Origin of the sequence: Amycolatopsis sp. lyj-90 (assembly GCF_046549035.1) — a bacterium.
Classification (GTDB): domain Bacteria; phylum Actinomycetota; class Actinomycetes; order Mycobacteriales; family Pseudonocardiaceae; genus Amycolatopsis.
Genome location: NZ_JAJPWP010000011.1, coordinates 21534 through 40617, shown reverse-complemented (window position 1 = coordinate 40617; position 19084 = coordinate 21534). Strand labels below are relative to the sequence as shown.

At 69.0% G+C, this 19084-nt stretch carries 16 protein-coding genes; 4 read left to right on the top strand and 12 right to left on the bottom strand.

From position 1 onward, the window contains the following. The first annotated feature begins 87 nt into the window (after positions 1 to 87). Entirely contained in the window at positions 88 to 456 is a 369-nt protein-coding gene (locus tag ACLJPX_RS35100; protein ID WP_410604653.1) for a ClpX C4-type zinc finger protein, read from the top strand. 19 nt (positions 457 to 475) lie between these two features. Here the strand turns inward: ACLJPX_RS35100 and ACLJPX_RS35095 are convergent, their stop codons facing one another. From ACLJPX_RS35095 to fabG, 6 genes are all read right to left on the bottom strand, one after another. After that, positions 476 to 1591: an acyl-CoA dehydrogenase family protein gene (locus ACLJPX_RS35095; RefSeq protein ID WP_410604652.1), complete on the bottom strand. Its 1116-nt coding sequence runs from the start codon at positions 1589 to 1591 to the stop codon at positions 476 to 478. After that, positions 1588 to 2769 carry an acyl-CoA dehydrogenase family protein gene (locus ACLJPX_RS35090; RefSeq protein WP_410604651.1) on the bottom strand — a complete coding sequence of 394 codons (1182 nt, stop codon included), beginning with the start codon at positions 2767 to 2769 and terminating at the stop codon, positions 1588 to 1590. The genes ACLJPX_RS35095 and ACLJPX_RS35090 overlap by 4 nt, the downstream gene beginning before the upstream one ends. Further along, positions 2766 to 3989: an acyl-CoA dehydrogenase family protein gene (locus ACLJPX_RS35085; protein WP_410604650.1), complete on the bottom strand. Its 1224-nt coding sequence runs from the start codon at positions 3987 to 3989 to the stop codon at positions 2766 to 2768. The genes ACLJPX_RS35090 and ACLJPX_RS35085 overlap by 4 nt, the downstream gene beginning before the upstream one ends. A 2-nt stretch (positions 3990 to 3991) precedes the next feature. After that, the gene (locus ACLJPX_RS35080; RefSeq protein WP_410604649.1) at positions 3992 to 5017 is read right to left on the bottom strand and encodes a phosphotransferase family protein; all 1026 of its coding nucleotides are present in this window, start codon (positions 5015 to 5017) and stop codon (positions 3992 to 3994) included. 91 nt (positions 5018 to 5108) lie between these two features. Next, positions 5109 to 5561: a MaoC family dehydratase gene (locus ACLJPX_RS35075; RefSeq protein WP_101606892.1), complete on the bottom strand. Its 453-nt coding sequence runs from the start codon at positions 5559 to 5561 to the stop codon at positions 5109 to 5111. 3 nt (positions 5562 to 5564) lie between these two features. After that, positions 5565 to 6326: a 3-oxoacyl-ACP reductase FabG gene (gene fabG, locus ACLJPX_RS35070; RefSeq protein WP_101606893.1), complete on the bottom strand. Its 762-nt coding sequence runs from the start codon at positions 6324 to 6326 to the stop codon at positions 5565 to 5567. Positions 6327 to 6541: 215 nt separating this feature from the next. On the opposite strand from fabG, the gene ACLJPX_RS35065 reads away from it, so the two are divergent. Beyond that, positions 6542 to 9850 carry a S8 family peptidase gene (locus ACLJPX_RS35065; protein WP_410604648.1) on the top strand — a complete coding sequence of 1103 codons (3309 nt, stop codon included), beginning with the start codon at positions 6542 to 6544 and terminating at the stop codon, positions 9848 to 9850. Between the two features lie 61 nt (positions 9851 to 9911). On the opposite strand, the gene ACLJPX_RS35060 is transcribed toward ACLJPX_RS35065, so the two are convergent. From ACLJPX_RS35060 to ACLJPX_RS35045, 4 genes are read right to left on the bottom strand one after another with little or no spacing between them, the layout of a single operon-like run. Then, positions 9912 to 11003: a thiamine-phosphate kinase gene (locus ACLJPX_RS35060; RefSeq protein ID WP_410604647.1), complete on the bottom strand. Its 1092-nt coding sequence runs from the start codon at positions 11001 to 11003 to the stop codon at positions 9912 to 9914. Then, positions 10987 to 11583, bottom strand: a complete 597-nt coding sequence (gene dcd / locus ACLJPX_RS35055; RefSeq protein WP_410604646.1) for a dCTP deaminase — start codon at positions 11581 to 11583, stop codon at positions 10987 to 10989. Before dcd ends, ACLJPX_RS35060 begins: the two co-directional genes overlap by 17 nt. Continuing rightward, positions 11574 to 12305: a hypothetical protein gene (locus tag ACLJPX_RS35050; protein WP_410604645.1), complete on the bottom strand. Its 732-nt coding sequence runs from the start codon at positions 12303 to 12305 to the stop codon at positions 11574 to 11576. Before ACLJPX_RS35050 ends, dcd begins: the two co-directional genes overlap by 10 nt. Continuing rightward, complete coding sequence (locus tag ACLJPX_RS35045) at positions 12302 to 13594, bottom strand: helix-turn-helix transcriptional regulator (RefSeq protein WP_410604644.1); 1293 nt, start codon at positions 13592 to 13594, stop codon at positions 12302 to 12304. Before ACLJPX_RS35045 ends, ACLJPX_RS35050 begins: the two co-directional genes overlap by 4 nt. A 692-nt stretch (positions 13595 to 14286) precedes the next feature. On the opposite strand from ACLJPX_RS35045, the gene ACLJPX_RS35040 reads away from it, so the two are divergent. Continuing rightward, positions 14287 to 14943: a hypothetical protein gene (locus ACLJPX_RS35040; protein WP_410604643.1), complete on the top strand. Its 657-nt coding sequence runs from the start codon at positions 14287 to 14289 to the stop codon at positions 14941 to 14943. On the opposite strand, the gene ACLJPX_RS35035 is transcribed toward ACLJPX_RS35040, so the two are convergent. Together ACLJPX_RS35035 and ACLJPX_RS35030 are read right to left on the bottom strand one after the other, a co-directional pair. After that, on the bottom strand, positions 14837 to 15490 hold the full coding sequence (locus tag ACLJPX_RS35035; RefSeq protein WP_410604642.1) for a class I SAM-dependent methyltransferase: 654 nt from the start codon (positions 15488 to 15490) through the stop codon (positions 14837 to 14839). The genes ACLJPX_RS35040 and ACLJPX_RS35035 overlap by 107 nt on opposite strands. Before the next feature lie 113 nt (positions 15491 to 15603). Further along, positions 15604 to 16287 carry a DUF998 domain-containing protein gene (locus tag ACLJPX_RS35030; protein WP_410604641.1) on the bottom strand — a complete coding sequence of 228 codons (684 nt, stop codon included), beginning with the start codon at positions 16285 to 16287 and terminating at the stop codon, positions 15604 to 15606. Between the two features lie 235 nt (positions 16288 to 16522). Here ACLJPX_RS35030 and ACLJPX_RS35025 point away from each other — a divergent pair, with 235 nt between their 5' ends. Then, a complete protein-coding gene (locus ACLJPX_RS35025) occupies positions 16523 to 19021 on the top strand; it encodes a M14 family zinc carboxypeptidase (RefSeq protein ID WP_410604640.1) in 2499 nt (832 codons plus the stop codon). Positions 19022 to 19084 lie beyond the last annotated feature (63 nt).

Here is a 19084-nt window from a genome sequence, read left to right as displayed (position 1 = left end):
CGGGGTGACCGTTGCGCGGGCCGTCTTGTCAGGGATAGCCTGACGGCTTGTCAGGGGGGTCCTGACAAGCCGAGGAAAGGCATGCCCATGTCCTCCACCGCGGAGCAGTCGGTCATCGCGGCGTGCTCGTTCTGTCTCAAGCCCAACACCGAGGTCAGCACCCTGGTCGCGGGCCCGGGGGTGTTCATCTGCGCGGACTGCGTGGTGCTGTGCCAGCAGGTCGTCGAGGCCAAATCGGGATCGGTTCCCCAGCTCGCCCCGTGGGAGCACGTGCACGAACTCGAGGACGTCCTGGCGACTCTGCCGCGAGTCGCCAGGACGTCGGTTCAAGTGGAAGAGAACCTCGCCGGCTGGGTTCGGCGTGCCCGGGAACTGGGCGCCAGCTGGGCCCGGATCGGTGACGCCCTCGGCATGACCCGTCAGTCGGCTTGGGAGCGATTCTCCGGCGAGGGATAGTCATACCTCGCCGGAGGAATCAGGCGGGCAGGTCGATCAGCGGTGCGAGGGCCGCGCGATGCCGCCCAGGAGTGCCCAAGGCGATCTCGTCGCTCTTCGCGCGCTTCAGGTACAGGTGCGCGGGGTGCTCCCAGGTCATGCCGATCCCGCCGTGCAACTGGATCGCCTCTTCGGCGGCGTGGACGGCGATGGGGGAGTTGCGCGCCTGAGCCACCGCGACGGCGATCGCGATGTCGTCGCCGGAAGCCAGGCAGTCGGCGGCGTAGCGCGCGGTCGCCCTGGCGTTCACCAGATCCGTGTACAGGTTCGCCAGCCGGTGCTTCAGCGACTGGAAGGACCCGACCTGACGCCCGAACTGGTAGCGCTCCTTGAGGTACCGCACCGTTTCGGTCAGCGCCCATTCGGCGATCCCGAGTTGTTCCGAAGCGAGCAGTCCCGCCGCGGTGAGGAGTGCCGTGTTCAGCGCGGACTCCGCCGTCGAGGAGCTTGCGACCTGCTTCGCGGCCACGTTCTCCAAGGTGACGTCGGCGATGCGCCGCGTCAGGTCCAGCGAGATCGCCTCGGTGACCGTCACCCCCGCCGAAGCCGCGTCGACCGTGTAGAGGCCAGGACCGTCGGGCCCGACCGCCGGGACGACGATCAGTTCGGCCACCGAAGCGTCGACGACGCTGCGGACCTGGCCGCTGAGCGTGCCGTCCGCGGCGGCGGTGACCGTCGAGGGGAACTCGGCGCCGGGCGCGGTCGACAGCGGTACGGCCAGCGCGCCGACGAGCGCACCCGCGGCCAGCTTCCCGAGCTTTTCCACCACTTCCGCCTGCGCAGTGTCGGTGGCCAGCAGGGCCGACGTCGCCAGCACGGCACTGCCGAGATAGGGGACGGGGGCGACGCTGCGCCCGAGTTCCTCCATCACGACGGCGACTTCACGCGCCGAAGCGCCGTGCCCGCCCAGCGCCTCCGGCACGGCGAGGCCCGCCGCGCCGAGGTCGGCGGCGAGCGTGCGCCACAACGTCAGGTCGTACGGTTCCGCCGTCTCGGTCCTGGCGATCAGGGCCGCCGGTTCGGCGCGGTCTTTGAACAGATCGCGGACGCTGGCGCGAAGGTCCTCTTCGACCTCGGAATACAACAGGTCGCTCATCGGGGCAGGTCCTTCCAGGCGACGTCCTTGTCGATCCGCGGCTCGGACGGCAGTCCCAGCACGCGTTCGGCGATGATGTTGCGCAGGACCTCCGAGGTGCCGCCCTCGATCGAGTTCCCCTTCGCGCGCAGGTAGCGGTAGCCGGCTTCGCGGCCGAGGAAGTTCACGCCGTCGGGACGCCGCATCGTCCAGTCGTCGTAGCGCAGGCCGTCGTCGCCGAGCAGTTCGATCTCCAGCCCGGACGCGGCCTGGTTCAGCTCGGAGAACGCGACCTTGACCGCCGAACCCTCCGGGCCGGGCGCTCCGGCGGCGAGTTGCTGCCGCAGCCGCGAACTCACCAGGCGCAGGCTTTCGCCCTCCACCCACAGTTTCAGCAGGCGGTCGTGCAGTTCGGACGTCCGCAGGTCCGGGCGCTCACGCCAGGTTTCCGCGACGACGCCGACCATGCCGCCGTCACGCGGGAACTCGGCCCCGCCGATGGCGACGCGCTCGTTCATCAACGTGGTCTGCGCGACCTTCCAGCCCTCGCCGACCGCGCCGAGGCGGTGCGCGTCGGGAATCCGGACCTCGCTGAGGAAGACCTCGTTGAACTCGGCCTCACCAGTGATCTGGCGCAGCGGCCGGACCTCCACGCCCGGCGCGGTCATGTCGCAGACGAAGTACGTCATGCCGCGGTGCTTCGGCACATCGGGATCGGTGCGGGTGACCAGGATGGCCCACTGCGACTTGTGCGCGCCCGACGTCCACACCTTCTGCCCGGTGACCACCCAGTCGTCGCCGTCGCGCACCGCGCGGGTGCCCAGCGCGGCGAGGTCGGATCCGGCGCCCGGCTCACTGAACAGCTGGCACCACACCTCCCGTTCGGTCCACAGTGGACGCAGGAAGCGCTGATGCTGCTCGGGGGTGCCGAAGGCGAGAATGGTCGGCGCGGCCATGCCGAGGCCGATCCCGATCCGCCGTTTGTCGTTGTCCGGGGCGCCCGCCGCCGCGAGCTCCTTCTCCACGACGGACTGCAACGAACGCGGCGCGTTCAGGCCGCCCAGGCCCTCGGGGAAGTGGATCCACGCCAGCCCGGCGTCGAACCGCGCGTCGAGGAAGTCCTGCCGTGGCGTGCTTTCCGGCGGGTACGCGGCCAGCAGATCGGCCACGCGCTGCTTGAGGTCCTGTGGGGTAGTCACTTCTTGGCCTCCGTGCGGTACTTCTTCAGTTCACGGTGTGCGAGCGAACGCTTGTGCACCTCGTCCGGACCGTCGGCCAGCCGCAGCGTCCGCACCTGCGCCCACATCTCGGCGACCGGGAAGTCCTGGCTGACGCCGCCCGCGCCGAACAGCTGCACGGCCTTGTCCAGGATCCACTCGACGGTGATCGGCGTCGAGATCTTGATGGCCTGGATCTCGGTGTGCGCACCCTGGTTGCCGACGGTGTCCATCAGCCACGCGGTCTTCAGTACCAGCAGCCGCTGCTGTTCGATCTTGACCCGTGCTTCGGCGATCCAGTCCTGCACCACGCCTTGTTCGGCGATGGGTTTGCCGAAGGTTTCGCGGGAGAGGGCCCGGCGGCACATGAGTTCCAGTGCGCGTTCGGCCATGCCGATGGCGCGCATGCAGTGGTGGATCCGTCCCGGTCCGAGGCGGGCTTGGGCGACGGCGAACCCGTCGCCTTCACCGGCGATGAGGTTCTCCGCGGGCACGCGGGCGTCGTCGAAGACGACTTCGGCGTGGCCGCCGTGGTCGCCGTCGGTGTAGCCGAACACGTGCATGCCGCGTTTGACGGTCATGCCGGGGGTGTCGCGGGGGACCAGGATCATGCTCTGCTGCTTGTGCGGGGGTGCGTCGGGGTCGGTTTTGCCCATCACGATGAAGATTGTGCAGTTCGGGTTCATCGCGCCGGAGATGTACCACTTGCGGCCGTTGATGACGTACTGGTCGCCGTCGCGGCGGATGCTGGTGGCGATGTTGCGGGCGTCGGAGGAGGCGACGTCGGGCTCGGTCATCGCGAACGCGGACCGGATCTCGCCGTCGAGCAAGGGCTGGAGCCATTGCTTCTTCTGCTGGTCGGTGCCGAACATGGTGAGGACTTCCATGTTCCCGGTGTCGGGTGCGGCGCAGTTCAGCGCGGTCGGGGCGAGCCGGAGGCTGCGGCCGGTGATCTCGGCCAGTGGCGCGTATTGCAGGTTCGTCAACCCGGCGCCGTGGTCACCGGGCAGGAAGAAGTTCCACAGCCCGCGTTTCCGGGCCTCGGCCTTGAGTTCCTCGACGATCGGCGGCTGTGACCATTCACTGTCACGCTCGGCCAGCTGAGCCTCGAAGACGGCCTCGGCCGGGTAGATGTGCGAATCCATGAACTCCAGGAGTTTCCCCCGCAGTTCCTCGGTTTTCGCGTCGAAGGCGAAGTCCATCTCTATCCCTCTTCCTTGAGAGTCTCGTTGCCGTGCGCGATCAACGGGACGACGCCCGCGCCGATGCCGTCGAACCCGGCGCCGACGGTCTGCCCCTTGCTGTAGCGGAGGTGGATGCCTTCCACGATCACCGCGAGTTTGAAGAAGGCGAAGCCCACGTACCAGTTGAGCCGGGAGACGTCGCGGCCCGAACGCTCGGCGTACCGCGCGATGACCTCGTCGTTGCGCGGATACCCCGGCGCGGAACTGGCGTTGGACACGAACTGCAAGGACACCTTGTCCCGCTCGGCGTAGGCCACGAGCAGCGCGAGGTCGGTCAGCGGATCGCCGAGGGTGGACATCTCCCAGTCCAGCACGGCGGTGATCCGGTCGTCGGCGTTCACCAGCACGTTGTCGAGCCGGTAGTCACCGTGGACGATCGACGGCCTGCCCGAAACCGGCACGGTCGAGGCGAGCCGGTCGTGCAGTTCGTCGACGCCGGGGAGGTCGCGGCTGCGGTTGCCGTCGAGCTGCTTCTTCCAGCGCCGCAACTGGCGTTCGAGGAAGCCCTCCGGACGGCCGAAATCGCCCAGCCCCACCGATTCCGGATCGACAGCGTGCAGCTCGACCAGCGTGTCGACCAGTTCGTCCGCGATGGCCTTCGTCCTGGCCGGTCCCAGCGCCGCCAGCTCGGTGTCCGAGCGGAAGGGCGTGCCCTCGACGAACTCCATCACGTAGAACCGCGAGCCGATGACGTCGGTGTCCTCGCACAGCAGCACGGTTTCCGGCACCGGGACGGCCGTGCCGTGCAGGCCGGAGATCACCCGGAACTCGCGGCCCATGTCGTGCGCGGTCGGCAGGACGTGGCCCAGCGGCGGGCGGCGGACCACCCAGCGGGACCGGCCGTCGCCCACGATGTAGGTGAGGTTGGACCGGCCCCCTTCCACGACCTGGCCGCTCAGGTCGCCCTGGACGAGGCCCGGCCGGTGCTCGTCCAGATGGGACTTGAGCCTGGCCAGGTCGAGGCCCGGCAGGTCGGACTGGTTCATCGTGCCTCCAGCGTCTCGCTTTCCGGTTACAGTACCGACCAGTCGGTATGTCGGGTAGTGGAGGTCCGGCGAGGTGCCGGAGGTCACTTCCTCAGGCGATCAGCCGGACGACCATCTCCGCGACACACGCCGGTTTGGGCTCGCCGTCGATCTCGATCGTCCACCGGACGATGGCCTGCTTGCCACCGGTGACGTCGGTGACCTCGACCAGTTCGGCGCCCGCCCTGATCTTCGATCCCACCTTCACCGGCTGGGGGAAGCGGACCTTGTTGAGGCCGTAGTTGATGCCCATCTTGAGCCCGTGGACCCGGTAGAGCTTCCCGACGAAGCCCGAAATGAGCGACAGCGTCAGGAAACCGTGGGCGATCGGCGCCCCGAACGGGCCCGCGGCCGCCTTCTCGACGTCGACGTGGATCCACTGGTGGTCGTCGGTGGCGTCGGCGAACAGGTTCACCCGTTCCTGGGTGAGCGTCAGCCATTCGCTGTAGCCGAAGTGCTCGCCGACGGCGTTCTCGAACTCCTGCAGGGAGGCGAATTCGCGCATGACTCAGTCCTTCGGTCCGCCGGCGACGTAGATGACCTGGCCGGAGATGAATCCGGCGCCGTCGCTCACCAGGAACGACGCGAGGTTGGCGATGTCGTCGGGCGTGCCGACGCGCTGGACCGGGATCTGCGACGCGGCCGCGGCCTTGAAGTCCTCGAACGACATGCCGATCCGCTCGGCGGTCGCCGCGGTCATGTCGGTGGCGATGAAGCCGGGGGCGATGGCGTTCGCGGTGACGTTGAACTTGCCCAGCTCGATCGCGAGGGTCTTGGTGAAGCCCTGCATGCCCGCCTTCGCCGCGGAGTAGTTGACCTGCCCGCGGTTGCCCAGCGCCGAAGTGCTGGACAGGTTGACGATGCGGCCCCACTTCTCCTGCGTCTGGTACTTCTGCACCTCACGGGTCATCAGGAACGACCCCTTCAGGTGAACGCCCAGCACCGAGTCCCAGTCCTGCTCGGTCATCTTGAACAGCAGGTTGTCGCGGGTGATGCCGGCGTTGTTGATCAGCACGGTCGGCGCGCCGAGTTCCTCGGCCACCCGGGTCACCGCCGCCTCGACCTGCGCGGCGTCGTTGACGTCCAGTGCGACACCGACGGCCTTGCCGCCCTCGGCGACGATCTCCTCGGCTCCCTGCTTGACGCCCGCTTCGTCGAGGTCCAGCAGGCCGACGGCGAACCCGTCGGAAGCGAGGCGCTTGGCCACGGCCGCGCCGATGCCTCGGCCTGCTCCGGTGACGATCGCTACGCGGGAGGGGTGTTCGGTCACGGGTCTGCTCCTCGTCGTCGAGTTGAAGTGAAAGGGAGTCTGCCGTACTAAGCGGTCGGTCTGTAGACATGCGGGGGATTAGCCCGCATGTGACCGTAATCACCGCGTGCCCGAACGGCTATTCCGGGCGACCTGATCGTCCCCGACGTATAGCGCTCCGACCTGCACTTCCGAAAGCCTCGGCGCACCGATACGAGCGCAAACGGAGGTGCCACATGCGCCGAAGAGCCCATGTCCTGGCCAGTCTGCTCCTGGTGACCATGCTCGGGGTGACCAGCGCACAGACCGCGCAGGCCGCTTCCGACCCGGCACCGCCGGAGAACGCGGCGATGCCGGGGCCTCGCACCCTCACGCTGATCACCGGCGACCGGATCACCGTGCAGGAGCGTCAGGGGGAGGTGCCGGCGCTCTCGGTGCAGCCGGGACCCGGCCGGGAACGGATGGGATTCCAGCGCAGTCAGGACAAGAACGGCTGGTCGGTCTTCCCCGCCGACGCCCTCCCGCTGGTGGCGAAGGGCGTGTTGGACGAGCGGCTGTTCCGGATCGACCGGTTGCTCGCCGACGGCTACGACGACGGCGCGCGGCCGACCCTGCCGCTGATCGTGCAGCAGGACGGCGCGGTGGCCGGCGCGGGCGCGACCGCGGTGCGGCGGCTGGACAGCGTCGGCGCGACCGCGTTCGCCCAGCCCAAGGACCGCGCGGGGGAGTTTTGGTCCACGTTGACCGGTCCGAGCGCGGCTTCGGTGCGGAAGGTGTGGCTGGACCGGAAGGTCAAGGCGAATCTCGACCGCAGCGTGCCCCAGATCGGTGCGCCGGAGGCGTGGCGGAGCGGGTTCACCGGCAAGAACGTCAAGGTCGCGGTGCTGGACACCGGTGTCGACGGCAAGCATCCGGATCTGGCGGGCAAGGTGGTCGCGGCCAAGGACTTCTCGGGTGGCGAGGACCCCACCGACCGGCACGGTCACGGCACCCACGTCGCCTCGACGATCCTGGGCTCCGGCACGGCTTCCGCCGGGCGGCTCAAGGGTGTCGCTCCCGACGCCGGGCTGCTCGCGGCCAAGGTGCTCGGGGACGACGGCAGCGGCGGCTGGTCGGAGATCATCAGCGGCATGGAGTGGGCCGTCGCGGAGGGCGCGAAGGTGATCAACCTTAGCCTCGGCGGCGATGACACCGAGGATGTCGATCCGCTCGAGGCGGCGGTGAACCGTCTCACCAAGGACAACGGCGTGCTGTTCGTGATCGCCGCGGGCAACGACGGGGACAGCGGGGCGGGCACGGTGGGCTCACCGGGCAGCGCCGACGCGGCCCTCACCGTCGGCGCGGTCGACCGGGCCGACGCGCTGGCGTCGTTCTCCGGCATGGGACCGCGCCGAGGGGACAACGCGGTCAAGCCGGAGATCACCGCGCCGGGCGTGGGGATCGTCGCGGCGAAGGCGGGCGGCGACTATCAGCCGATGTCGGGCACCTCGATGGCGACGCCGCATGTCGCCGGAGCGACGGCACTGCTCGTCCAGCAGCACCCCGACTGGCGTCCCGAGCAGATCAAGGCCGGGCTCACGGGTACCGCGAAGCCGGCCGAGGGGCTGACAGTCTTCCAGCAGGGAGCGGGCCGGACCGACGTCGCCAAGGCGGTCGAGCAGCGGGTGAACGCCGACGTCACCACGGTGGCCTTCGGCACCGTCCCGGCGGCCGACCCGAAACCGCTGACCCGCGAGATCACCTACCGCAACAGCGGTGACCGGTCCGTCGAACTCGACCTGCGGCTGGACGTCCGCGACGAAAACGGGAAAGCGGCGGCCGACGGCCTGTTCACGGTGGACCGGCCGAAGGTCACGGTGCCGGCGGGCGGGACCGCGACGGCGGCGATCACGGTGAACCCCGGGCAGAAGCCCCGCGCTGCCTACGGCGGCACCCTGCTCGCCACCTCCGCCGACGGTGTCGAGGTACGCAGCCTGATCGGCGCGGACCTGCAGCGTGAGGTCTTTTCGGCCGACGTCAAGCTTTTCGACCGCAAGGGCAACGGCCCCGGTCCGCAGGGGCCGAGCGGCTTGCTGATCGTGACCAATTTGGACAGTGGCGACATGAAGATCTTCGTCGCGCAGGAAGGCGGAGGTCCGATCCGGTTGCCGCAGGGCCGGTACCTGTTCGTCTCGGAGATCTCCGAGTCGCCGGGGTCGAGTTTGGTCGCGGAACCGGGTTTCGTGCTCGATCGGGACCGGGAAGTCGTGCTGGACGGGCGGCTGGCGAAACCCGTGACGGTGCGGACCGATCGCCGGGACGCCAGTTCGAACGGTCAGATCGTCGCCTTCACCGAACAGATCGCGGGCCGGGGGGTCACGAGCCATTCGTGGTACCAGCCGAGGCTCTTCCACGACGTCCAGTACTCCTACGTCGCCCCCACCCGTACTAACGTGCCCGACTTCGACTTCCTCGTCACGACCATGCTGAGCAAGCAGACCGGCGAAGGCAGGTCGGAGAACAGCCCCTACCTCTACAACCTGCAATTCCCCAGCAACGGCAGGGTTCCCGACGTCTCCGCCTACCGGGTGCGTGACCACGAACTGGCCAAGGTGAACGCCGGCTACGCCAGTACCGGCAAGCAATGGGGCAACCTGCACGTGCTGCCGTCGCCCTACGACAACGAAGTCGCCCTCGGCAACGCCTGGTTCCTCACCGCCCAGGCCCAGCTGCCCTCGACGCGGGAAGAGTTCTACAGCACCGGGAAGGTCCGGTGGCTGAAGCGGCTCTTCGTGGACCGGCTCGGTACCAACGGAACTTGGAGCGACACCGAGGAAACGGCGGCAGGCGTCGAGTACCGGGCGGGTCAGCGCTCCCGGGAGGACTGGAACCGCGCGGTCGTCGGCCCGACGCTGGCGAAGCTGACCAAAACGGTGCGCGACGGGGACACCTTCAGTCTCCTGTTCCCGCTGCTCGCGGCCAGTGGTGACCACGTCAGTCTGTCGGCGGTGGAGGGCACCACCCGGCTCATGCGGGACGGGAAGGAAATCGGTTCCGTGCCCAGGGTGCCAGGCCACCTCTGGCCGAACAACGGCCCGGTGACCTTCACCGTGCCGCCGGAAGCGGGCGAGTACACGCTGACCATCGACGCGAAACGGCCGGAAGGCGCCAACGCCGAACTGTCCGCCAACGTGGTCACGTCGTGGAAGTTCCGCTCGCAACGGGCGGTGGGCGAGAAGCCGCTTCCGCTGATGGCGCTGAGGGCCACTCCGTCGCTCGGCTCGGCCAACGACGCCTGGCGTCTGCTGCCGCTCGCCGTGCCGATCGAGGTCCAGCGCCCCGCCGGGGTGACGGGCACCGTCCGGCAGGTCACCGCCGAGGCCTCCTTCGACGGCGGCGAGACCTGGCATCGGCAGCCCGTCGTCGGGAGCGGCGAGCACCGGCAGGCCTTCGTCGTGGCGCCGCTGTTCAGTTCGTCGCCCTTCGTCTCGTTGCGGTTGTCCGCGACGGATTCGGGCGGCGGTTCGGTGACGCAGACGATCATCAACGCCTACCGCCTGCGGTAGGCGACAGCAGCTCGTGAGTGGTAAGGACGGTTCTAACCGTCCTTACCACTCACGAGGGTGTTCAGCCTGCGCGCCTGCCCAGGACCTCGGTGATCAGCTTCGGCAGGTCGCCGCCGTGCCACGAACTGGGCGAGAACCGCTCCTGCGCGATCCCCTCCCAAAGCTCGGTCGTCTCGCCGTCGTCCAGCGAGACGCCCTCCTCGCGGGGCACGAGAGTGCCGATCTCCTGCGCCGCGACGCCTTCCCCCGCAAGGGTTTTCTTGGCCAGCTCGACGTCCTGCGGCCGCACGGCGACCACGAGCGTCCAGTCGCCCCAAGCCTGAGCGAGCTCGAACCGGCCGAGTCCCGACTGTTTGCAGACATCGACGAGCGCCTCGTCCAGATGGATGTCCGTCGTGACGCGCGCGCCGAGGCCGTTGGCGCCGCAAAGGGACCGCACGGTCGGGAAAAGCCCGTCGGACACGTCCATCGCCGCGCGTGCCAGCCCTGCCGTGGCGAGCGTCCTCCCGGCGGTCACCTGCGCCATCGGGCGGCAGGCACGTTTCCGGATTTCGGCGACGACGGACTCGGGAAGCCGCGCCTGCTCTTCGACGAGCAACGCGTACGACCAGAGATAGCCGGGCGAACCGACCAGCAGCAGCCGATCCCCGACTTCCGCGCCCGCGCGCCCGAGCCTGCTCCCGGGGACGCACCGGCCGATCGCGGTCGCGGTGAGCTGCCGGACCGGGCCGTCCCGGAGATCGCCGCCGACGACTTTGGTCCCGTGAAGCGCGGTGCAGTCGTCCACGCCGTCGAGGAGCCGACGGAACTCGCCCGCCGTGGTGGTCTTCGGCAGCGTGTAGTTGACGACCAGCCCGAGCGGGGTGGCGCCGGCCGCCGCGAGATCGGACAGGTTGATCGTCGCGAGCAGCCAGCCCGCGTGGTACGGATCCGTTTCACCCAGGATGGTGACCAGCGGGGTGGGGCAGCTGTCCGTGGTGGCGACCAGTTCGCCGCGAAGCCCTTCTGAAGCGTCGAGGACGGCACAGTCGTCACCGAATCCGCGGACACCGCCGTAGCGCGGCCGCAGGAGGTGCTCCAGGATCGCGTGCTCGCCGAGGTCGCCGAGGCGGACGTGGTCGCCGACGGGCGAGAGGTCAGTTACGCCCGACATGATCCGCCAATCGGGACGGGGCCACGGAGTGGTCGCTGGAGTAGTTGTGCGGCAGCGTGCCGTAGGGCTGGTCGCTGCCGGTGGTGGCGAACAGCATGAGGTTGCAGATCCGCGTGCCGGGGTGCAGGAGTACCGGATGCCGCAGGTGGTTCACGATCTCCAGGGTCAGCACGGCGCCCTTCTCGCGGCCGAAACCGGGACTGACCTGACCGCACAGGACGACGCTGATGCCGAGCCGCGCGTAGTCGCTCGTACCGTCGACGAGCCCGGCGAGTTTCTCCGACAGCCCGATTTTCTCCAGTGTCGGCGCGAGAACGACCTCGCCGGGTTCGATGCGCAGCCTGCCGTCGGCGTCGAGTTCCTTCTTCCGGAGTTCCGGATAGGTGCTCCGGTCGGCGATGTCGACGGTGCCGGTGGATTCCAGCGCGAACGCCTCGCCGCCGAGCCGCAGGCTGATCGCGGCGGGCCGGACGAGGTCCGGTTCGAACGGGGTGACGGTGAGTTCCCCGGTCCGGTGCGCGCGTTTGATCGCCTTGTCGGTCAGCACCCCGCGGCGCTGGACGGGCCAGGTCAACGGCATGACGCCACCGCTTTCGCGACGGAACCGACGAGCAACCGGAAATCGGTTTCGGTCAGTTCGCCGTTGGGCTGGTCGTCGGTCTGGCCGGGTTCGCAGTAGACGACGGTGGTGCTGGTGCGATGCGGACCCTGGATCACCACCGTCGCGGTCAATCCCGCGTCGATCGGCCGGACGGTGTGCACGATCGCGGTGTCGCACGAGTAGACGTCGCCGCGCCGGACGCTCGGAGTGTTCTCCACCTCTAGGCGGGCTTCGCCGTCCGCGAGCAAGGCGGCCGGGTTCGCCGGATCGGCGCCGTAGCGGTACCGGTCGTGCGCCTTCCCGCCCTCGGTGGTTTCGCGGAACTCGGCCATGTGCAGGCCTTCACCGGCGATGATCGTCGAGGCGAATTCCCACCGGTGGCTGTGCGGATTGGATTCGCCACGGGACGGTTCCGCGGATTCCGGCCAGACGTGGAGCCGGATCCGGAACTCGGCGGAGGCGTGGAGCACCATTTTGGCGAACCCGTTGGGGTGCCAGTAGGAACGCTTCGCCGCGGCTCGGACGGCTTCTTCGTCATCGAGGATTTCTTCGAGCCACGAAAGGAAAGTACCGGGAGCGTCCTGGATCCGGTGCGCCACCGAGCGCAGCCAGCTCAGGTCCGCGTCGCCGTCGCCGGGGTGCGTGGCGGTGACACCACGGAGGAAAGCGGCGGTGGTCGTCGATGGCGGAGTGTCGATCATGAAGTCGTACCTGGGGTTCCTGGAGGACTGAGCGGGGGCGCGGCGACGGCGAGTGCGGCCGCGCGAAGGGAGGTGACGGCGTCGAGCGTCTGCCAGATGGGTAGGTCCCCGCTTCCCCAGGCCCACAGCCCTTGTTCGGCGTCATAGCGCTCCCAGAGGGTTCCGAGCGCCCGGTTGAGCCGGGGGAGTGGCAGGAGCGGGGCGGTGGCGAGCGCTTGGACGACCCAGGCGGCGGTGAAGTGCCGGATGATGATCCGGGTGGTTCCTTCACCGTCGGGGCGGGGCCTCTCGAGATCTTCGGCCACGCCGTCGTCCGAGTGCGACCGCTCGATGAGCCATTGTGTGGCTTCGTCGGCGGCGTCCCGGACGTCGTTGCGATCTTCACGGCTGCGTAGAACGTCCCTAAGGGCGACGACCGATCGCGCGGTGTGGACCACCGAAGCCTCCGGGGCGACGAGGCCTGCTTCGTTCTTCTCCGGCCACAGCTGTGAGCCGTCGAAGTCGAGCCGGGCCGCCAGGAGGGCGTCGATCAGCCGGTCGGTCAGCGGGGCGTCCGGCCGCAGCCGGACCGCCGTGTGCAACACGGCGGACAACAGGTACGGACGGGTCCTGCTGTACGGGTCCAGCGACCCTTCGAGCAGGCCCAGCCCTTCGTCGGCGGACATGGTGCTGGTGCGGAACAGCGCGTCCACCACCGACGCGGTGGTCTCCGGCCGCTTGCCGCCCGAGCGGCCCCGCCAGCCGTGCTCCGACTGCAGTGCGTAGAGATCTTCGGCGAGCGTATGTAGGTCGATGTAGGGATCGCCTACCACGAGCATCGCGTTGATTCCGTACGCGGTGCTCAGCGCTTTCGGGCCGGTGTTCTTCTGCAGGTTGTGCCGCCAGCCGAGCGGTTTGCCCTCGGCGTCGCGGATCAGGTGCGCGGCGAGTTTGGCGCCGACGGTGTGGAAGACCTGCAGCAGCGAACGGGAGGTGTCCACGGCGCCGGCTTCGCCGATCGCGGGCGGGGTGTGATCCTGGGGTGATCGGGCCTTTTCCACCAGCGTGACCAGCGCGTTCGCGGCACGGAAGTGGTCGTCGAGCTGGCGTGCGTTGTGCGCGGACGGCAGGTACTTGCCGGTCTCCCACTGGGTCAGGTTCGCCCGGGTGACCCCGATGATCCTGGCGGTCTCCGCCTGCGTTTCGCCTGTGGCCTTGCGCAACCTTCGCAGCTCACGGCCGACACCCGACGCGGTAACGGTTTCCGCATCAGGGCTTACCGGCTGGTCCCCAGCCGATGTAGGCTTCATGTAGGCACTAGACACGGGCTTACCTACCTCTGGTAGGCAATGTAGGGCGGTGACTGAACGTGCACACAACGGCGAGAGTACAGCAAGCGAATCGGACCGTGATGGCGCCTTGGTCAACGTCGTGTCACAACGTGCGAAATACCGCACCGGGACCTGTTCTACCAGGTCCCGGCGTTCGTGACCCACCCGGCGACCAGGGCCGGTATGACCCGGGCGCGACCGGAAAGCGGATGCTGTCAGCCATCTGAATGTGACGCTGCGCATCCGAACCGGCTCGAGCCGTCTGCGGGCCACACGAATGCCGTAGTAGGCGTCGTGTGTGCCGACCCGAGTCCGCGCTTCGCAGCATCGGGGGTGAACCCCATGACCCACCACGAGAACCACACGTCAGCATCCCGAACTTGGTTCGATCGACTCGCCGATCGTTTCCACGAATGGCTTTTCGCGACCGGCGAAGACGCCAGAGCCGCCGAGCGCGGCTGGCAGGTGACCCGCGTACCGAAAAGCAGGCGACGCGTCTATCGCGACCCTCGCTGGGACACCGTGCACGCGTGCGAACCGTGCGGGGGCACGGGGTGGTGGCCCTACGAGGACGCCGTTTGCCCGGACTGCGCCGGCGTCGGTGTCGTCCGCTCCATTCCCGCGGCGGCGGTGGCCGCCGAGCACACCGCCGGACGGACAGGAGGAAGGTCATGAACCGTTGGCAGGAACCACAGGCGATCGCCGAACTGGCCAGGGAGGTCACGGTGGTCAGGAGGCCCAACCCGTTCACCGCCCTCTATCACTGGCGGTACGAGATCGGCGCGCTGATCGTCGTCCCGTACGCGCTGTTCTCCCTGTTCCAGGCCGTCGGCCCGATCTGGGCCGCAGTCGTGCTGTTCGGCGTCGTCAACTGGCTGTTCTACTGGAAATCGGCGCGACGCTTCGTTCGTGACCGGCTCCGGTCGGTCGTCGTGCAGCACCGGTTGCGGACCGGGTTCGCCCGGGCGCGGGTGTGCACGCTCGACGGCAAGCTGCCGGTGATCCTGTGGACCAAACCCAGGGGCGACGAAGTCGAGGTCACCCTGTTCTGCCCGGCGGGGGTCGGCTACGAGCGCATCGAGCAGCGGCGGGCACTCCTCGCCGCGGCGTGCTTCGCCACCGACGTCCATGTGTACCGCCATCACAAGCGGGCCAACGTGGTGCACCTTTCGGTCTGCACGGCGCGGTTGCGCAAGGACGCGGACGAGGACGGTTTCGAGCTCACGCCCGGTCTGCCGCCCGCGCGACGATATGCCGGGCAAGCGGCCGGTGCCGCCATTCCCCTGCCGGGGCACGTCGCAGGAATTCCTCGCGCAGCGCGGCGATGAACGCTTCACCGCGCGCGTTCGCCAACGGCCGCATCGGGCCGGAGCGGGTGTGCGCGGTGAAGAACGTGTCCGCGTCCGGATGGACCATCGGGAACGACAACGGCTCGTCCCGTTCGAGCACGGCGCCCTCCAGCGCGGGTAGGAGCCGGTCTTCCCAGGAGCGGTCCCCGGCGGGGACGTGCTCCCGCAGGACGTCGGACAGCACGGTGAACGGCCCGCCCGGCTCGGTGCTGTGCGGCCAGTAGACGACCGAAAGCCATCCGCCCGGCCTCAGCGCGCCGGCCCAGGATCGGAGCGCTGCGTCGGGTTCGGGAAGTTGCTGCAGGCCGAAGACCGATACGACGGCCGCGGCCGCGACGTCGAGAGTCGAGGCGTCGCCTTCGACGACGCGCACGAGCGGGTTGCCCGCCGCCCGGCGCCGGGCCAGCGCGGTCATGCCCTCCGACAGGTCGATACCGATGATTTCGCGGCCCGGCAGCCGTTCGGTTAGCAGGTCCAGTTCCGGGAAGGTCCCGCAGCAGGGGACGAGAACGGGACCGTCGGGCAATGCCTGAGGGAGGGCCCGTACCGCCGCGGCGACCCAGGGCGCGAACCGGGGGACGTAGTAGGCCTCGTACCCCTCGGCGGCTTCGTCCCATCCCCTGGCGAGGCCTCCGGTGGTCAGGACGCGACCTGCAAGGTCTCGGTGTCGGGCTCGGTGGCGACCACCCGGGCCGGGATCAGGAGCGACGCCAGCGCGATCAGCCCGGTCAGCGCCATCGCGCGTTCGACCAGCCCCAGCGGGATCGCCTGCCACCACGGCCTGCCGCCGTTCATCGACACCACGATCGCGCCGAGGATCACGCCGAACCAGGCCAGCGCCGCCACCGCGAGCACCCGCGTCACCGCGCGGCGCGCGGGGGAGGACGGGAAGACGGCCTTCGCGGCGAACCACACGGCCAGCGGCAGGCAGACGAAGGCCACCACGCTCGCGATCCGGTGCACGGTCCCGCCTGCGCTCGGCCCGATCGCCCAGTTGTTCTTGGGGAACGCCACGATCACCACCAGGCTCAACGTCCAGAGCGCGCAGAAGACCGACGCCGCGGACAGCGCCGGAAGGTGCCTGCGGCGGATCAGCGCGCCGAAGCCGACCGCCGAACCGAACGCGACCAGCAGGACCGCGACGTCGAAGATCCACTTGTTCTCGCTCAGCGCGTATTCGCTGATGGTGCGGCGGACCGGGCTGATGCCGCTGGTGGCGGGGAGGACCTGCAACAGCAGGATCAGCAGCGCGCCACCGGCGACCGAGACCACGGCGGCGAACAGGGCCAGCGGGGATCTGGCGGTGACCTGGGACGTCGTCATGGTTGAAAGGTAACCACCCAACCTGAAGGTTTTCTTAGGCCGACCTGTCGGAATCGACAGGAAAGTCCCATTCTACGGCGCACGTGGTGGTGATCGTTCCGGCACGGTCGGTGAGATCGTTGGGCCGAAAGGGGTGCAGGCGACTTGTGGCGGGTCCCTCAGGTGGGGTCCCGGGTCTAGGGTCTCGCTACCGGTGACCTCACCCGGTCACCGGACTGTCCAAGGAGGTCAGTCTGTGGGGTATTCACCAAACCGGCGAAGAGCGGGATGGACGGCGGCGACACTGGTGCTCGCCGGCACCTTCGTGGCACTTCCGTCGGCCACGACGGCAGGGGCCGCGGACAACGTCGTGCGAGCCAACCAGGCCGTGGCGCGGTCCTGTTTCGCCGCGTTGCAGAAGCCGGGCACGTCCGGCACCGATCGCCGGGAGTTCACGTCCACTGTAGACGGTCTGCTCCAGGCACGCCTCGCGCCGCGTGGCGGCAACGAGGGTGACTGGGACCTCGCCGTCTTCGACAAGGCCACCGGCGCCGTGGTCGCCGCGTCCGCCGCGTTGCGCAGCCACGAGCTCGCCGAAGGCTTCGTGAAGAAGGACCAGAAACTGGTCGTGCAGACCTGCCGGTACGACGGGCAGACACGCGACGCGGTCCTGGGGGTCGACTTCCTCGCGCTCACGCCGCAGGGAACACCGACCGGCGCCGTGCCCCCGCCGCAGCGCGCCGAACTGGTCCGGGTCGAGACCCCGGCCAAGCAGGACAAGGACAAGCTGCTCCGGCTCGGCCTGGACGTCACCGAGAAGGCCGACGCCACCGGCGTCGAGGTCGTCCTCGCCAACGACGCCGACCGGAAGACGCTGGCCGACAACGGCTTCAAGTCCAAGGTCGTCGACGCAGACCTCTCGGCCCGGTCGATCCAGAACGCCAAGACCGACCGCGAGTACGCCGCGAAGACGCCGGGCTCCACGCTGCCGTCCGGGCGCACGAGCTACCGGCACCTCTACGACTACCAGTTCGAGGTCAAGGAACTGGCCCGCAAGAACCCCAAGCTCGTCACGGCGTTCACGCTGCCGCAGCCGACCTGGGAAGGCCGTGACGTCATCGGCCTGGAGATCGCCACCGACGTCAAGAACATCGCCGACGGCAAGCCCGTCAACTTCACCATGGGCGTGCACCACGCCCGGGAGTGGCCCGCGGGCGAGCACGCCATGGAATGGGCGCACGAACTGGTCAAGGGTTACACCGGCAACAACGCCGAAATCCGCGGCCTGGTCGGCCGGACGCGCAACATCGTCGTGCCGATCGTCAACGCCGACGGCTTCGAAATCTCCCGTGAAGCCGAGCCCAAGGGCGACTTCTCGCGCTTCGACTACGAGATGAAGCGCAAGAACTGCAACGTCAACGACTCGCCCAAGGAGTTCGCGACCGGCGTCTGCAAGGCGAACCCCGGCGGCCGTGAACGCGGCACCGACCCGAACCGCAACTACGCGGGCTTCTGGGGCGGCGCCGGCGCGTCGACCGTGTGGCGCAACGACACCTTCCGCGGGGCAGGGCCGTTCTCCGAGCCGGAGACGCAGAACATCCGCTCGATCGTGTCCAACCGCCAGGTGACCAACCTGATCACGCTGCACACCTTCTCCAACCTGGTGCTGCGTGTCCCGGGTGTCGCCGCCGTCCGCCCGCCGCTCGACGAGCCGGCGTACAAGGCTCTCGGCGACAAGATGGCCTCGCGCAACGGGTACACCAGCCAGCCGTCGTGGGCGCTCTACGACACGACCGGCTCGACCGAGGACTGGTCGTACTGGGCCACCGGTGGCTGGGGCTTCACCTTCGAGATCGGCAACACCGAGTTCCACCCGCCGTTCCAGGCCGGTGTCGTCGCCGAGTACACCGGCGTCGCCCCCGCCGCGGGCGCGGGCAAGGGCGGCAACCGCGGTGCCTTCATCGACATGCTGGCCAACACCGCCGACCCGGCGGCCCACTCGACGCTGATCGGTACGGCGCCGAAGGGGTACCAGCTGAAGCTGCACAAGACGTTCCAGACGCCGACGTCGCCGGTCGTGCAGCCGGACGGCTCGACGAAGCCGCCGATCTACGTGACCGACAACCTGAACTCGTCGCTGTCCTCGACCGGCGGCCGGTTCGCGTGGTCGATCAACCCGTCGACCCGGCCCTACGTCGCGGGCCGCTACGGCCGCGAGCCGCAGGGCCCGGCGCAGGCGAACATCGCGGTGGCGAACCCGGCGGGCGTGCCGGCGATCAACACCAACTACCCGGCCGATCCGGCCTCGGAGAGCTTCACGTTCCACGTGGACGGGCTCCCCAAGGTGGACAACGGGAAGTTCAGCGTCGACGTCAAGTGGGCCAGCCCGGACACCGACTGGGACCTGTACGTCTTCGACGCCGCGGGCAACATGGTGTCGTCGTCGGCGAACGGCGGGACCACGGAAGAGCACGCGACCCTGTTCGACCCGCCCGCCGGGGACTACCGGGCCGTGCTGGTCAACTTCGCCCAGGCCAACCCGTCCACTGTGGACGACTGGACCGGCGGCGTGTCGTTCCAGTCGCCGATCCCGCCGACCTACGGCCCCAAGGAGGCGTACCAGCTGACCTGTACGTCGCCGAAGGGCAAGCTCGTCGGGCTGGCGGACGTCTACATCGACCGCGGCCAGACGGTCGACGTCGGTGAGGTCTGCACCCGTTCCGCGCGCGCCAAGAAGGAGCGCTCAGGCCGGTAATCCGTCCTGGTAATGGGCTGAAGGGCCCTTTCCCCGCATACGATGCGGGGAAAGGGCCCTTCG